This is a genomic window from Caproicibacter sp. (assembly GCF_046707225.1).
GTDB lineage: Bacteria > Bacillota > Clostridia > Oscillospirales > Acutalibacteraceae > Caproicibacter.
The window spans coordinates 19,948-37,398 of sequence record NZ_JBJKOP010000043.1 but is presented as its reverse complement, the minus strand read 5'-3'; the positions used below and the strand labels follow the sequence as shown (position 1 = coordinate 37,398).

11 protein-coding genes are annotated in these 17,451 nt (G+C 44.0%); 7 read left to right on the top strand and 4 right to left on the bottom strand.

Going from position 1 to position 17,451, the window contains the following annotated elements:
- Window positions 1–56 precede the first annotated feature (56 nt).
- From ACLQ3M_RS12335 to ACLQ3M_RS12305, 7 genes are all read left to right on the top strand, one after another.
- Complete coding sequence (locus ACLQ3M_RS12335; protein ID WP_411677985.1) at window positions 57–6,356, top strand: GLUG motif-containing protein; 6,300 nt, start codon at window positions 57–59, stop codon at window positions 6,354–6,356.
- 690 nt (window positions 6,357–7,046) lie between these two features.
- Entirely contained in the window at window positions 7,047–8,558 is a 1,512-nt protein-coding gene (locus ACLQ3M_RS12330; protein ID WP_411677984.1) for an RHS repeat-associated core domain-containing protein, read from the top strand.
- A gap of 597 nt (window positions 8,559–9,155) precedes the next feature.
- Window positions 9,156–9,635, top strand: coding sequence for a hypothetical protein (locus tag ACLQ3M_RS12325; RefSeq protein ID WP_411677983.1), 480 nt, complete (start codon window positions 9,156–9,158; stop codon window positions 9,633–9,635).
- A 63-nt stretch (window positions 9,636–9,698) separates the two neighbouring features.
- Entirely contained in the window at window positions 9,699–10,367 is a 669-nt protein-coding gene (locus ACLQ3M_RS12320) for an RHS repeat-associated core domain-containing protein (protein ID WP_411677982.1), read from the top strand.
- A gap of 4 nt (window positions 10,368–10,371) precedes the next feature.
- The gene (locus ACLQ3M_RS12315) at window positions 10,372–10,851 is read left to right on the top strand and encodes a hypothetical protein (protein ID WP_411677981.1); all 480 of its coding nucleotides are present in this window, start codon (window positions 10,372–10,374) and stop codon (window positions 10,849–10,851) included.
- A gap of 49 nt (window positions 10,852–10,900) precedes the next feature.
- Window positions 10,901–11,419 (top strand): RHS repeat-associated core domain-containing protein, encoded by a 519-nt coding sequence (locus ACLQ3M_RS12310; protein WP_411677980.1) that lies wholly within the window; start codon window positions 10,901–10,903, stop codon window positions 11,417–11,419.
- A 195-nt stretch (window positions 11,420–11,614) separates the two neighbouring features.
- Entirely contained in the window at window positions 11,615–12,058 is a 444-nt protein-coding gene (locus tag ACLQ3M_RS12305) for a hypothetical protein (protein WP_411677979.1), read from the top strand.
- A gap of 314 nt (window positions 12,059–12,372) precedes the next feature.
- Here ACLQ3M_RS12305 and ACLQ3M_RS12300 read toward each other — a convergent pair whose 3' ends face one another.
- From ACLQ3M_RS12300 to ACLQ3M_RS12285, 4 genes are all read right to left on the bottom strand, one after another.
- Window positions 12,373–13,086 carry a recombinase zinc beta ribbon domain-containing protein gene (locus ACLQ3M_RS12300; protein ID WP_411677978.1) on the bottom strand — a complete coding sequence of 238 codons (714 nt, stop codon included), beginning with the start codon at window positions 13,084–13,086 and terminating at the stop codon, window positions 12,373–12,375.
- A gap of 72 nt (window positions 13,087–13,158) precedes the next feature.
- The gene (ptsP, locus tag ACLQ3M_RS12295; protein WP_411677977.1) at window positions 13,159–14,787 is read right to left on the bottom strand and encodes a phosphoenolpyruvate--protein phosphotransferase; all 1,629 of its coding nucleotides are present in this window, start codon (window positions 14,785–14,787) and stop codon (window positions 13,159–13,161) included.
- Window positions 14,788–14,808: 21 nt separating this feature from the next.
- Complete coding sequence (locus ACLQ3M_RS12290; RefSeq protein ID WP_411677976.1) at window positions 14,809–15,066, bottom strand: HPr family phosphocarrier protein; 258 nt, start codon at window positions 15,064–15,066, stop codon at window positions 14,809–14,811.
- 100 nt (window positions 15,067–15,166) lie between these two features.
- Window positions 15,167–17,314, bottom strand: a complete 2,148-nt coding sequence (locus ACLQ3M_RS12285; RefSeq protein WP_411677975.1) for a glucose PTS transporter subunit IIA — start codon at window positions 17,312–17,314, stop codon at window positions 15,167–15,169.
- Window positions 17,315–17,451 lie beyond the last annotated feature (137 nt).

The window sequence follows — 17,451 nt, the reverse complement described above, 5'->3', positions numbered from 1 at the left end:
TGTCCGGATGTGGGACTGGTACGATTTCCTCAGGAACAGGCATGGGACCATCGGAAATGCAGACGCAGGAATTTGCGGATACGCTGAACGCAAATATTGACAGCCTGAATCTTTCGGATTGTGCCTGTTGGAAATATGACCAGCAAGCAAATAATGGATTCCCGGTTCTGGAGGGAGTTGGAAATGGGATTGGAGGTCCCGATACAGTAGCCCCAACAGTGGTGGCGTATGCGTTCCAAGATTATACCAGTGGGAAGGAAACCATACATACTTCCGTATTGGATGACAATAGTGGTATAGCAATTAGAAAGTATGCGGAAGGAGTTCAGGAAGTAAGCTATTTCACAGAGTACGGAACTTTATTCAATAATCCATTAATTGACGGATTGACAATGGGAACCTATACGATTTACGCGAAAGATAGGGCGGGAAATGAAACTGTAGAAGTTGTAGCTTATTCTCCGTCATCTGGAAGCGGGACAGTTGCCAACCCATATATTATAACAACCGCGGCTCAACTTGCGGCAATTTCGACAGGCCTTGGAAATTGTTATAAGTTAGGAAACGATATAGATCTGTCAAGCTTTGCTGGTTGGACACCGATCGGCAGTAACTCAAAGCCATTTACAGGAACCTTTGATGGTGGCGGACACACGATTACCAATTTGACAATTGGAACGGAAAGCAACCCGAATACTTCATCTTATCAGGGGTTGTTCGGATATATTAACGCCGCAACAATTGAAAATGTAGGGATCACCAATGCCTCCATTTATTCGAGTGGTGACTATATTGGTGCTTTGATAGGGTATTGTACGGGAACAGGAACAGTTAAAAATGCACACATGGATGGATATGTATCAGGCAACTCCCATGTTGGTGGCTTAATTGGATACGTTTCCAGCGCAACTATCCTGAATTCGTATACATCGGGCCAAGTATCAGGTAGTACCTATGTTGGCGGCTTGATCGGGAATATTTCCAGTGCGACTATCTTGAATTCTTATGCTACGGATCAAGTTACAGGCAGCGGCAATTATACAGGTGGTCTGGTCGGACAAAACACAGGGACGGTTACCAATTCATATGCGACGGGCAGCGTAACAGGCGCATCCTATGTCGGCGGATTCGTAGGATACAATAGCAGTGGCTGCAAAATTACCAATTCTTATGCGGTATGTAGTGTATCAGGAAATTCAGCAGTGGGATGCTTAGTAGGATATAATTACGGTACAGTTACAGATGGATACTGGAAAACAATCGCACTGGTTTCTGGTTGTGGAGGTAACAGCGGAACGTTCACGGCAACAGAGATGTCAGCGGCCGACATGCAGACCCAGACGTTTGCGGATACATTAAACGCGAATATCAGCAGCTTAAGCCTGACATTTTGTGTGAGTTGGAAATATTATTCGGGCGTAAACAGTGGGTTCCCGGTTTTACAGGGGATTGGTGATGGGAATATCAGCTCGGATACAACCCCTCCGACTATAGCCGCAGACGCATTCCAAAGTTACAATGACGGGACGGAGACCATACAGACAAACATAACGGATGACAGCAGTGGAATTGATATTCAAAAATATGCGTCCGGTACGCAGGCTGCAAGTTATTTTGCATTAAAAGGCACTGCTTTTAACGGCTCTACAATCAAAGGCTTAACGATAGGGACATATACGATTTATGCGAAAGACAATGCGGGAAATGAAGCCATAATGGTTGTAACATTTACTCCTGTTTCTGGAAGCGGCTCAAGCTCCGATCCATATGTTATTACTTCAGCAGCGCAGCTTGCGGGTGTTTCAACTGGGCTTGGAAAGTATTATAAGCTGGGAAACAATATTGATCTGTCGGTCTATTCAGACTGGACGCCAATCGGCAGCAATACAGCTTCATTCACCGGAAACTTTGATGGCGACGGACACACCATCAGCAATTTAAAAATTGGAACGGAAAGCGAACCCAGTACTTTATCCTACTTAGGCCTTTTCGGAGCAATTAATGGCGCTACGATAAAAAATCTGCATGTAAATGCATCAATCTATTCAAGCAGCTTTGATATCGGCGGTATTGCTGGATATGTATCCGGAGCGGCGTCTATAGCTAATTCTTATGTGACAGGCAGCATATCAGGAGGTTCCTATGTTGGCGGCTTGGCCGGAAATGTGCTGTCATCAACTGCTACAATCTCGAATTCTTATTCGACGGCAAATGTAGCAGGCAGCAGTAACTATATTGGCGGCCTCATTGGAGGAAATGCCGGTACTGTTACAAACTGCTATGCGAAGGGCAATGTATCAGGAGACAGTAGCTTGGGCGGGTTATTTGGACAAAACCGAGGAACTACAATAAATTGTTACGCGAAGGGCAATGTATCAGGCGTCAGCAATTTGGGCGGACTTGCAGGACAAAACAGCGGAACAATTACAAACTGTTATGCAGTTGGCAGCGTGTCTGGCACTTCTAATGTTGGCGGATTCGTGGGGTACAACAGCAGCAAAATAATCAATTCCTATGCGAGCGGCAGTGTAACGGGTAATTCAATAACCGGTGGTTTTGCAGGACGAAATACAAGCTCAGTAACCAGCGGATATTGGAATATAACTGCAATGTCATCCGGCTGCGGTTCAACCTCTGGAACTTTTGCAGCGACAGGTATGGCACTTGCCGATATGCAAACTCTGGGATTTGCGTATGCTCTTAGCACGAACATAGACGATTTAGGCCTTACGGGCTGTGTGGACTGGAAATATGTAAACGCGACACCGGTTCTGCAGGGAATAGGGGATGGTGTCGCAACTGCTGATTCCACTCCGCCTACGATCAATGCCTATGAGTATCAGAATTATACTACCGGCAAAGAAGAGATTCACGCGACTATCTATGATGATAACAGCGGAATTGCGATTCAAAAGGTTTTGGCCGGTGAACATACGGCAGGCGATTTTAAGACAGGCGGAACGACGTTTACCGGTGTAACAATCAATGACTTAACAGTAGGAACTTATACAATCTACGCAAAGGATAACGCTGGAAATGAAGCTGTCAAGGTAATAACTTACTCCTCCGCTTCCGGGAACGGCTCGGAATCCAATCCATACATAATCACAACAGCGGGTCAGCTTGCTGCAATCTCAACAGGACTTGGAAAGTCTTACAGACTTGGAAAAAATATTGATCTTTCCGGTTATACAAGCTGGACCCCGCTCGGAAGCAGTTCGGATCCTTTTACAGGGACATTCGACGGAAACGGCTACAAAATATCCAATTTGACAAACGGTTCTTTACAAGTGCCAAGTGCGCTATCCAATTTAGGATTATTTGGGGTTATCAGTAACGCAACGATTAAAAATGTTTCTGTTTGCGCATCGATTTACTCCAGCGGTGATTATATTGGAGCTCTTGCAGGAAAAAGCAATTCCAGCTCGATTTCCGACGTATATACCTTTGGTACCGTTTCAGGGAATAACTATATCGGTGGATTAGCTGGCTATTGTAACGTGAGTACGATCAGCGGTTCTTCTTCAGGGTGTGCGGTTACCAGCACTGGAAATTATGCAGGCGGACTTGTCGGCAGCAATGCCGGGTCCGGATCTATCATCAATTCCTATTCTACAGGGAATGTTTCCGGCACTTCTATGATTGGCGGCATTGTTGGGAGCAATACCGGTACAGTGACCAATTCATACGAAACAGGGAATGTATCGGGGACTTCCAATATTGGTGGCTTTGCAGGCTCGAACAGCGGACCGATTACCAATTCCTATGAAGCGGGAGGCGTTTCCGGGACTTCCGGTTCGGGTGGCTTTGTGGGCTCTAACAGCGGTTCACTCACGGATTGTTATTTTAACTCAACGTCGAATTCCACCCCAGGTAGCTCGGATGTTACAGGTAAGTCCCTGTCTGCGATGAGGTCTCAGTCGTTCGCCGATACTCTAAACTCGAATATTGAAGATTTGGATCGTTCCGACTGCATGGATTGGGAGTATGATGCCGACTTCAATATCGGCCTTCCATCGCTTGATGGCGTTTCGGTCTTTGAAACGAATTCTGATGGAACAACCACTACGAAAGAAACAAACTCTGACGGCAGCACAGAGATTAAAACCTATGATGGCAACGGGAATTTAATTTCGGACAAAAATTCCAAGAACGGCACAACCACCTATACTTATGATGACGACGGCGTCCTTCAGACGGAGACTGATCCGGATGGTGCGGTTACAACCTACAACAGCGATGGAACCATAGCGGACATAACCGATGCCTATGGTAACAGTATCGTGTATACCTATGATTCCAAAGGAAATTTGATATCAAAATATGATTCTGAACAAGGAGAGACTACTTATACTTATCATTCAAATGGAGCTATGGAAACGGAAACCGACCCGGATGGTACGGTGACCGATTTTAATGATGAGGGTGTGGTTACTTCAATTAAGTACGTAACTGGAAGAAGCATTACTTATACTTACGATAATAACGGAAAATTGGCAACACTAAATGATTCTATGACTGGTATTTCAACGTTCACTTATGATCCAAATGGCAATTTAGCTACTGAGACTGATCCTGACGGTACTGTAATTAGCTGCAACAGCGAGGGAAAACCTGCTTTGGCAACCAGGACGGATGGTAGTACAATAACTTATGCCTACGACAGTAGTGGTAATCTAGTATCAACAGTAGATTCTAAGTATGGCACAACTACCTATTCTTATGATTCAGCAGGTCATAGAATTTCTGAAACGGATCCTGATGGGACAGTTGTGACATTTGATACTACTGGAAAAGTGACAAAAGCAACTTGTTCGGATGGCCGGACAGTTTTATATGAATATGATCCTTCAGGAAATTTATCCACTGGCATAGATTCGTTAGCAGGAACTTATACCTATACCTATGATGAGAATCAAAACTTAACATCCGTGGAGCAACCAAATGGTCAGGTTGTCTATTATGACAGCAATGGTAGCGTATCTTCAATACAAAATTCGGCAAATAACACTTCTGCCAACAGAATCAGCTATACTTATGATTCCGAAACAGGTAATATCGTTGGAATATATGAAGATGATGTGTTGAAGGTTAGTTACCAGTATGATTCAAAGAATGAATTGATTCGTGAAGATAACCTTTGGCTGAACGAATCTATTGCGTATTCTTACGATGAAAACGGCAATATAACAAACAAGTTGGTTTATCCGTATACAACTGGCACTTTAGGTACAGCTGACAAAGAGTATCAATACGAGTATGGGAATTCCAGTAATATAGACCAATTGACAAGTTATGATGGAAATACGCTTACCTATGACAGTAACGGCAATCTGACTGCTTACAATGGCTGGGCCTATACTTGGAACGGAAGTAATCTTTCCAGCGCGAAAAACAGCGGAAATGCAATTTCTTATCAGTACGACAGTTCAGGTATCCGCACAAGTAAAACTGTCAACGGGGTTACAACTACTTACACTCTGGGAAAAAACAATAATGTTGCAAGTCAAACGGATGGCACAAATATTTTAAATTTTGTTTATGACACAACCGGGAAATTATGTTACATGACTTTGAACGACGTGAAATATTATTATGAAACGAACGTGCAAGGTGATATAATAGGATTATTGGACAGTAGCAACCATGAAGTGGTAACTTATCAGTATGATACATGGGGCAAACTGATCAGCGTTGGCGGAAATTTAGCTTCAACAGTTGGAGCTCAGAATCCGTTCCGGTACAAAGGCTATTATTATGATACGGAATCCGGGCTGTATTATCTTCAAAGCAGATATTATAATCCTGAAATATCCCGTTTCATCAGCAAAGATGACACAAGCTATCATGAAGGCCAAACAGGAATAAACGCAAATCTGTATGCGTATGCAAATAACAATCCTGTTGTGTATGGTGATCCTGACGGGCATTCCGTCACATCCATGGTCTTAAATATTGCATCTTCCGTATTTTCGCTTGTGTTTGCAGTTAATCCGGCAACGGGAGGGATAAAACTCGGGTTTGCCTTGTCATTAGGAGCTTTTTCACTTGCAATAACAATAGCTGATTATTGTAAATCAATTAACAAATTAAATAGTCAGCTAAAAAATGATCCAATAGCTTATAGTCGTGAGCTCAAAGTAGATAACCTATGGCTATCTGTTGGAATAGGTGCTGCAGTAATTACTACGGTATTTACATATTTAGGAGTGCCCAAATATGCCGGATTAATGTCAAGGACTGGAATGCAGGCTGCCAGTGTGCTATCAAATATCATATTTGGACATGCAATCTCAAATGTAATGTGGGTAAATGATATGGTATCATTAATGAATGGAAATGCTGATTGGTTTTAGCAATAGAATAAAAGGTAGTGGTAATCATACTATATTATGTATTGAGCTTGATATTTTTTCCGTGGAATAATATTAATATAGCAGAGAAACTTATATTTACATCTGGAGAGCTGTTGTATATAATTGGCATTTCATTTTTAATAATATCCTATAGTAAAAAAATTCGGTATTTAACTTTTAAATGTTATTTTACTTATGTACTTTTATTTACTTTTAATATTTTATTCTTATTCTGCTTTTTATGGTATGCTGCGCTTCCTTTATTAATATTGGTTACATTTTCAACCCACCGATCAATGAATAAAGAGTTAAATAAAATTCGAAAGGAAGAGTTAGAGGGAGGGTGGTGCTGCAATTCCAAGTACCGTAAACAACAAATTGAAGATTTCAAATTTAAAACGATTGAGGAGCAGCAGAAACATCGGGAATATTGTGCTAGCCATCCTAAAAAATTGAAGCCATTACTGTTGTTCATGATTTCGGTTTTCTTACCAATTGCAATTACACTTTGCTTATGGCTTTCCGGAATCGGCTATAGGTGGTACGGCTATCCGTTGGTTCAAATATTATATTGATTATTGCATGTAGAATTCAGAAGAAGCCGGAAATACACCGGCTTCTTCAAGCTGTTTTGGGAAATTGATAGTTCGTAGGGAAAGTTCCTATACTTACGATGATGAGAATCACCGTGTGTCCATCAGCCAGCCTAATGGTCAGACGTTCAATTTCAACAGCTCCGGATCCATTACCTCAATTCAAAATCAGTCGGGTACTTCTTCCGTCAGCAGCATGAACTATTCCTATGATGAAAATGGAAACATTCTGTCAGTCAGCGAAAACGATAAGCAGATGGCAGAATATCAATACAATTCCAACAATGAGCTGATTCGGGAAGATAACGGTTGGCTGAATCAAACTATTACTTATACTTATGATGCTAACGGCAATATTCTGACGAAGACAGAGTATCCGTATACGACAGGAACGGTGGGTACGGCAACACATGTTTACAACTATCAGTACAATGATTCCAATCAATTAACCAATTACGACGGCAAAGAGCTTACTTACGACGGGGACGGAAATCTAACCTCCTACGATGGCTCAACGTATTCATGGAGCGGCAGTAATCTCACCGGTATTTCAAATGCGAACAATGCGATCACTTACCAATATAACGACAAGGGCATTCGCACGAGCAAGACTGTTAATGGAAAAACCACGACTTTCACGCTGGACAACAAATATAATGTCGCCAGTCAAACCGACGGAACAAATACGCTAACTTTCCTTTATGATCTGTATAACTGTCTGGATGCAATGACATTCAACGGGACTACATACACATACGAAAAAGACGCGCAGGGCGATATCGTCGGACTGTTTGACAGCAGCAACAATGAGGTGGTAAAATATTCCTATGACAGTTGGGGCAAATTAATCAGCATCGGCGGTTCTCTTGCCGATACGCTGGGGAGAGCAAATCCATTCCGCTACCGGGGCTACTATTATGATTCCGAATCACAACTGTACTATTTGCAGAGCAGGTATTATAATCCTGAAATCGGCAGATTCATCAGTAAGGATGATTCCGGCTACCACGACGCAAGTAACCCAATCGATTCGAATCTTTACGCCTATGTGAATAATAATCCCGTAATCAATACGGATCCGAATGGCCATTTTATCAATACAATCCTCGGCGGACTGTTTGGCGCGGGATACGGTTGGCTTTCAGCGAAATTGACGGGTGGAAATCCGCAGGCGGGTGCTGTAAGTGGCTTGTTTGGTGGGATGATAACTGGATTTGGAGCAGATTTAGCTGCAGTGACGGGTGGCGGTAGCGCACTTATTTCGGTTGCATTGGGAATGGGCAGCGCGATTGTCTCTCAGATTATTTATATATGCATGTCAGTGAAAAATGTTGATGTAGAATATTTTATGAAACCAGAGGTAGGTAAAAGTCTCATATTTACTGCCGTTTTGGGTGGAATCTTTAATGTTTGTGGTTACGGTTGGGCAAAGTCGTTAAATATTAAAACTCCTACAGTAGAAGGGAATATTTTGAAAAGATTAATCAGCCTATGTAATATTAATATACAAGAAGTTCGAGAGTCTCTTGCTGGAAGCGTTGGGATAAACTACGTTTTACAAAATAAGCAATTGGTAGTTAATCAAGTTTATGATTATTTGGAGGGATAGTTCTGAAGTATTTAAAATATAAAAATGCGATGATCCTTTGTGGTGGGTTTCCACTTTTAGGTCTGTTGATGGATGGCATTGCATATTTAGTCGTAATAAACGATACAAACCTTAATCAATTGCCTCCATTTATGATTACAATATTTGTTATATTGTTTGATTTACCATTTTTCCTTGCTTATTTGCAATTCGTAGAACTGAAAGACAATAAAATAATCAACTACTTATGGAATATAAAGACATTTGAGATTAAATTGTCTGATATCAAGCAATGGGGCCATTATAACAGCGTGGGAGGACGATACGCAGTCGTATCATACCCATTTATTTATATATCAAATAAAAATTTTGATGTATCACAATTCGATTTTTCAAAAGTCAAGGCAAGAAGAAACAAATTCATTAAGGTCTTTCCCTATGACGATCGGTTAGAAAATTGGCTTAAGCAAAATATTTTGGATAAATTTGTATAGATTGCAAACATGGAGCAAAGATGGAATAAATCCGTCTTTGCTCCATGTTGCCTTGTTGACGATGGAAACCGGCAATTAGCTATCAATGCAATTTATGACTATTTGGAAAAGAACGGGTGATAAAATGATTAAATATAAAAGAAGTTTAGAGGTGCTTTTATTATCATGGATAGCATTTTTTATGCTTTTAGGAGCAAGCATCTTTGTTGCACATAAATGGGGCTTAATTGAATTTATAATAGTATTTTTCATTTTTGAAATTCCTTCGTTTGTTGCGTTTCCATTAGGATACCAAACGATAAAGATTGATGACAGCAAGATCAGTCTCGATTTGTGGTTTATAAAATTACGAACATTTTCGTGGTCGGAAGTTTGCGAAACAGGTATTGCTTATACAAGAGGGGGATATGGTACATATAAAAAGTTCATTTACATCTCAAAGAGGCCTGTTACAAATAAGGAGCGATTCGACATTCTTCGTGTGAAAGACCACAAGAATTTCATTACCATGGAGAATCGCGGCAATATTATTGACGACATTAAGAAATATTCAAAACTGCCGTTTCGAGATTTGCCGACCACAGAAGATTTCAATAACATGTAGCGTGCGGGAGAAACCGGACTTGTTCCGGTTTCTCCTATCAACTTTTTAAATTATGAGTAATATTTGCAGAGCAGGTATTATAATCCTGAAATCGGCAGATTCATCAGTAAGGATGATTCCGGCTACCACGACGCAAGTAACCTAATTGATTCCAATCTGTATGCTTATGTGAATAATAATCCCGTTATAAATACAGATGCCAATGGCCATTTTATTAATACGATTCTCGGCGGACTGTTTGGTGCCGGGTATGGATGGTTTTTAGCGAAATTGACGGGTGGAGATCCAAAATGGGGCGCTATTAGTGGTGCAATTAGTGGTGCAATAGCTGGCTTTGGAGCTGATTTATCTATGATATTCCCTGCTGCTGCTCCAATTCTTATTCCAGTAACAGGATCAGCAAGCGCGGTGCTTTCTCAGATTATATATATATGCCATACTGTACAAAATGTGGATGCAGGATATTTTACAAAACCAGATGTATTTGAAAGCTTAGTATTTACTGCCGTATTGGGTGGAGTCTTTAGTGTATGCGGTTATCAATGGGCTAAATCATTAAATATTGAATCCCCCACAGTACAAGGAAGCATCCTAAAAGGATTAGTCAACCTATGCAATATTAATATACAAGAAGTTAGGGAGTCTCTAGCTGGAAGCGTTGGGATAAACTTCGTTTTGCAAAACAAGCAGTTACTGATAAATCAAGTTTATGATTACTTAGAAAACGGGTGATTAAATGCTTAAATATAAAAAAAGTTCAGGTTTATTAGTACTAACATGGATAATGTTTTTTGTTTTATTAGGTGCTTGTATTTCTTGTGCGTACACATGGAAATTCAATGAATTTTTAGTATTACTTTGTATTTTTGAAGTACCTACGATTATTGCTTTTCCACTTGTATATCAAACCATAAAAATAGATAATAGCAAAATAAGTTTAGAATTATGGTTCATCAAACTACGAACTTTTTTATGGCCAGAAGTTTGCGAAGTAGGGCTTGCTTATACAAGAGCTGGCTACGGTACATATAAGAAACTCATTTATATTTCTAAGCGGCCTCTTACAGATAAAGAAAGATTCAATCTTGGCAGAGTAAAAGATCATAAAAATTTTATTACGATAGAGAACCGCGGCAATATTATTGACGACATTAAGAAATATTCAAAACTGCCGTTTCGTGATTTGCCGACCACAGAAGATTTTAATAACATGTAGCGTGCGGGAGAAACCGGACTTGCTCCGGTTTCTCCCATAGACGTCTTATTTGCAGAGCAGGTATTATAATCCTGAAATAGGCAGATTCATTAGCAAAGATGATTCCGGTTACCACGACGCAAGCGACCCAGTCGATTCAAACCTTTACGCCTATGTGAATAACAACCCCGTTATCAATACTGACGCGAATGGCCATTTTATCAATACAATCCTCGGCGGACTGTTTGGCGCGGGATATGGTTGGCTTTCAGCGAAATTGACGGGTGGAAATCCGCAGGCGGGTGCTGTAAGTGGCTTGTTTGGTGGGATGATAGCCGGGGCTGGGGCGGATTTGGCTGTTGCATTTCCTGCGACCGGTGCAATTTCTACAATAGCTGCATATGCCAGTGCATTTGTATCTCAAATTATTTATATAGGAATGACAGAAAAAAATCTAGACGCAAAGTATTTTACAAGGCCAGAAGTGGCTGGGAGTATTATTTTTTGTACAATATTAGGTGGAACTTTTATATGTTTGGTGCCCGATGGAGTGATTCGCTTGGCTATGACAAACCTCCAGAAGAATTAATTAATCCTTTAAAAAGATTGATATATATTTGTAATATCAGCATACAAGATGTCAGAAACTCCATAGTAGGCAGTATTTTCATTAATAGCATATTTGGAAACAAACAATTAGCAATCAATCAAGTTTTTGACTATTTGGATAAAAATGGGTGATAAAATGGTAAAATATACAAGAAGCATAGAAGTTATGATACTAGTGGGTATTATCATTTTATTTCCTTTGGGGGTGGGTCTTTGGCTCGTTATAAATGGTAGATGGAATTTGACTGATTCTCTAATCCTTTTCAGTATTTTGGTGGGCCCGACATTACTTCTCCTTCCGATATGTCAGACCGTAAAGATTTATAATGATAGAGTATGTTTAAATTTTTGGTTCATAAAGTTACGTACCTTTTCCTGGACAGAAGTTCATGAAATAGGAGCGGCCTATGCAAGAGCTGGATATGGTACATACGTGCAATATGTTTATATCTCTAAAAGGTCTGCTACAGATAAAGAACGGTTCGATATTCTTCATGTGAAAGACCGCAAAAATTTCATTACTATGGAGAATCGCGGCAACATGATTGAAGACGTTAAGAAATATTCAAAACTGCCATTCCGCGATTTGCCAACCAAAGAAGATTTTAATAACATGTAGCGTGCGGGAGAAACCGGACTTGTCCCGGTTTTTCCCATAGACGTCTTATTTGCAGAGCAGGTATTATAACCCTGCCGAATATAATTTAATGTCCCGGAAATCTCAGGTTTTAAAAGTCATGATGGGAGCAACTCAATTTTATTTGAAAGGATTTTGACGGTAAAATTGACGGTTGAAAAAATTAAATTAGCTGGTATTTGTCATAACAGAATATAACAAAAACACGTAAAACCGGCATGAATACTGAACTTTTTAGTATTGTGCAGCACTAAATATCAGTCATCCGGGCACCTCATAACCCGAAGGTCGTAGGTTCAAATCCTGCCTCCGCAACCAGTGGCGCTTAAATCGTCGGAATTTATTCCGGCGATTTCGTCGTTTAAGGGGATTCTTTCTCCGCCTGCGGGCAGACCGGCCGCAAGATCAGCAACGGAGTATATTTCGATTGCATCGTCGAAAACATCAATTTTCACTATGTATTTATGCAAAAGCTCTTTGACGCACTCGGGATTGTTTTGCAGCCTTTCCGCGTCTTTCGAGAGCTCTTTTATCAGGTATTCCCGCGAGAGCGTCGGTTTCGGCCGGAGCTCTTTTATTTTTTGCTCAAGCACTATCTTCTTCCCCTCAAGGTCGGTGAGCCGAGCTTGCACAGATGGACTATTCAGGCCACCTGCCAAGGCATCAATCAGATTGTTGATTTGCGCATCGAGCGTCGAGAGTTCCTTTTTTAGGTTGGAAAGCTCGGAACGGCTATTCTTTCCGCTACCGGCTGCAAGTATCGCATCGGCTGTTGCCTCAATCATGGAACCGTCGAGGACTGAGCGGCGTAGCAGAGCGACGACGAGCGGCTCGATTTCGTTGGCCGCAAGGTTTTTAGCATTGCAGGATCTTTTCCGATATTTGTCCCCGCAGGCGTAAAATTTATATTCATACCCTTTTTTGTTCCGCGTGGTGACACCGACAAAGGCAGCACCGCAGTGTAAAATAACCGCCGTCGGTGACAGTGAGACCGGAAGAACCAGCCCCATAAAAACAGTCGCCTGCAAAAAGCAGACGACTGTTTTTTTCTTTCATAGTCCCTGAAGCTTCAAGTGACTTTTTCAACCTGAATGGACCTCACTGATCTTTGCCCGCAGCGAAAGCACGGAGGACGGCGCGACCGACAACTCGTCAATTCCCATTTTGACAAACGTTTCAGTCAGACTTTCATCCGCGGCCAGTTCTCCGCAGATGCCAATCCAGATGCCCGCCCGGTGCGCGTTGTCCGCAGCCGTTTGGAGCAGCCGAAGCACCGCTTTGTGATGCGTGTTGTTAAACCGGGCAATCGTTTTGTTCTGGCGGTCCACCGCCAGCGTATACTGCGTCAGGTCGTTGGTGCCGACACTGAAGAAATCCACCAAGGGCGCGAGATTGTCGCTGATGACCGCGGCGGCAGGCGTCTCAATCATAATCCCGATCTCAACATCGGGATGAAAGGGCACCTCCTGACGCTTTAACTCCTCTTTGACTTCACCGCAGATCTTTTTCACCTGCACGACTTCCTCCACGGAGGTAATCATCGGCAGCAAAATCGCGACATTCCCAAAGCTGGAAGCGCGGTACAGCGCGCGAAGCTGCGTCTTGAAAATTTCGGGACGGGTCAAACAGATGCGAATCGCACGCATGCCCATTGCGGGATTCTCCTCTTTCGGCAGGTTGAACGATTCCGCCTGCTTGTCGGCGCCGATGTCCAGCGTGCGTATCACGACTCTTTTTCCGTTCATTTTTGAAACGACGGAGCTGTATGCCTGGAACTGCTCTTCCTCCGTCGGCAGCGTACTGCGCTTTAGGAACAGAAATTCGCTGCGGAACAGACCGATTCCCTCGGCGTCGCTCTTCAGAACGGCTTCCATGTCCTGCGGGCCGCCGATGTTGGCGTACAGATCCACGGCGCGCCCGTCGGCGGTAACGGTCTTTTTGCCGCGGAACCGCTCCAAACGCTCCGCAAGCTCCTGCTGCTCCCTTTCTTTCCGCGCCAGCTCATTTGTAACGGCATCGTCCGGCTCGATGAAGATTTCGCCGGTTGAACCGTCCACGGCAACCGTCTTTCCGACGTACTCCTGAAGTGAAACCCCGTCTACGGCCACCACGGCGGGAATGCCCATCGTTCGCGCGAAAATTGCCGTGTGGGATGTGGGGGAGCCGCCTGAGGTCACAATTGCCAAAACGGTTTTTGGGTCAATCTGCGCCGTTTCGCTCGGCGTAAGATCATCAGAAGCCAGAATGCACGGCTTTCCTCCGGTGTCAAATCCCGATCCGGTTCCGGTCAGAATGCCGACGACCCGTTCGGAGACATCCTTTACGTCCGCGGCCCGTCCGCGCATGTACTCGTCATCCATCGTCTGGAACAGGTTCGCAAACTTTTTGGCCGTTTCCTGCACGGCGTATTCCGCGCAAACCCTCTCTTCCCGAATTATGCCGACAATGGAATCGTTATAATCCAGATCCTCCAGCATCATCTGGTGGATTTGAAATAAGATGGAATTTTCTTTTCCGAGTTTTTCTTCCGTTTGAGTGTATAAGATTGCGAGCTGGGCGATTGCTTTTGCCTTCGCGTCCTGGAAGCGTTTGACCTCCGCCTCCGGGTCCGCCACCGTCCGCGGATCAACAGCGGCTATTTTAGCGGCGCGAAACCACAGTTTGCCGACCGCAACGCCGCGGCTTACCCCAATTCCCTTTGTCTTTGTCATGGCGCCGATCCCTTCATTCGTTTATAAATTCTCGCCGAAAAACTCACTCAGCCCCTGAGCGGCCGCAGCTTCGTCTTCTCCGCTGAGCTGCACGGTAACCGTGTTTCCCTGCTTGATATTCAGGCCCAATAACGCAAACAAACGCTTCATATCCGCGCTTTTCCCCTCGTGAATCATAGTGGCGGAGGACTGATACGATTGAGCCTTTCGGACCAACAGCCCCGCCGGGCGGGCATGAATCCCGTTTTCGTCCTGAATTGTGTATTGAAATTCCTGCATCAATAAAATCCCCTTTCTTTCTCTTAACGGCTCATGGTCTCTGTTTTAAATAATATTATACCATATTCCTTTAAATCCGTATTTACTCGGCGGCAGAGGGCTATTCAAGACGCAATATTTCTTCGCCCGCTGCTACGGAGCCCTTTTTCAGCAGCTCGATCTTTTCCCATTCGTCCGTGTTGGCAATAATCACCGGAGTCACAAGACGGTATCCCTCCTTTTGAATTGCTTCCATATCAAAGTAGCCGATCAGATCGCCCTTTTTCAGTTTGTCGCCCTCTTGAACCCTGATGTCAAACCCGTTTCCGCCCAACCGGACGGTGTCGAGTCCGATATGAATCATCAGCTCCACATTTCCGCTTTTCAAATTGATCGCGTGTTTCGTGTCAAAAACCGTTTCAACGGTACAGTCAAACGGCGCCGCTACTTTTCCTTCCGACGGATCGACTGCGAATCCTTTGCCCAGCATTTCTTCCGAAAAAACACCGTCGCCGATTTCAGACAATTCCATTACTCTGCCGTTCAGCGGAGCATAAACGACGCTCTTTTGGGCGGAAGAAGCGTTCGGTTCGTTTTCTTTCTTCTGTTTCCCGGCGGTTTCAGTCTGTGGGGCCGCCGGCTCCGGAGCTTCGGGAATTTCAGGCTCCTCGTTGCATTTTGCCAGATAGTCGTCCAGATTCGATTTAATCACCGTAACCTTCGGCCCGTAGACGACCTGAACGCCGGTTCCCCGGTGAACCACGCCGGCCGCTCCGGTCGACTTCAGAATACTGTCGTTGACAAGATCCGAGTCTGCCACGGTGATTCTCAGCCTGGTCGCGCAGCAGTCCACATCGCTGATATTGGCCTTTCCGCCCAGCCCTTTTACAATGCCGGCCGACAGACGGTCGCTGTCTTCCTTCTTTCCTATTTTAGAGGCGCTTCTCTTTTTTTCGTAGTCGGCGCGGGTATACAGCTTGGTTTCTTCCTCGTCCGTTTCTCTGCCCGGAGTTTTCAGGTTCCATTTTTTAATGAAGAAGCTGAATGTAAAATAGTATACCGCAAAATAGACAATTCCAACAGGGAGAATTAAAAGCCAGGAGGTTTTGCTGTTGCCCTGTAGAATGCCGAACAGGAACAGATCGATAAATCCTCCGGAGAAAGTCAGGCCGACCGCGATGTTAAGCATCTGTGCGACGGCATAAGCCAGGCCCGCCAGCACCGCGTTGATGGCATACAAAGCGGGCGCGACGAAAATGAAAGAGAATTCGATCGGCTCCGTAATGCCGGTTAAAATTGCAGTGAGCGACGCGGACAGCAGCAGGCCGTAGACTTCCTTTTTCTTTTCGGGGCGCGCGCAGCGATACATTGCCAGAGCCGCGCCCGGAAATCCGAAGATATAAAGGATAAATTCGCCCGTAAAAAACCTTGTCGCCAGGGTGGAGAAATGCGTCGTCGATGGGTCCGCCAGCTGCGCAAAGAAAATATTCTGCGCGCCGACGATTTCCTTTCCCGCGACCTGCATGGTTCCGCCGATCGCCGTTTGCCAGAACGGCAGGTAGAACACATGGTGCAGGCCGAACGGAATTAACATCCGTTTGATCAGTCCGAAGAAGAATGTCCCGATGACTCCGGACTTCGACACCAGTCCGCCCAGATCATTGATGCCCACCTGGATCGGCTGCCAGATATAAAACATTAAAATGCCGACAAAGGCAAAAACCACAGTGCTGATAATAGGCACGAACCGGGTTCCCTGGAAAAACGAGAATGCCGCGGGAAATTCGATTTTGTAAAAACGGTTATGCAGGGCGGCGACGCCAAGCCCGACGATAATTCCCCCGAGAGCCCCCATTTGAAATGTCGTCATCCCCAGCAGCGAGCAGGTGGCGCCGTTCAGAAAGGCTTTGGCGCCCCCGTGAATCGAAATCATGCCGCTGATTGCGGAATTCATGATAAAAAACGCAACCATCGAGGCAAGAGCGGCAACCGATTTTTCTTTTTTTGCCATCCCGATCCCAACGCCGACGGCGAAAATCAGCGGCAGGTTCGTGAAAATCACGTCGCCGCACTGCGCCATAACGGTCAGAATGCTGTAAATAAGTGTACCGGGTCCCATAAATCCCAGCAAGTGGTAAGTTTCCAGCGTCGTTTGATTGGTAAATGAGCTGCCAATGCCGAGAAGCAAACCGGCAACCGGCAAAATTGAAATCGGCAGCATAAAGGAGTGGCCGATTCTTTGTAATACGCCGAACGCTTTGTCTTTCATCAATACTTCCTCCCCTAAAAAGTGTTTGTAAAGTGTATCAAAACCATTTGTTGTAGACATTGATAAAAAAAGACCGCCAAAAGAATTTACGCGTGAAACGCAAATCCGTTTGCGGTCTTGCCCTAACAAAGGTCACA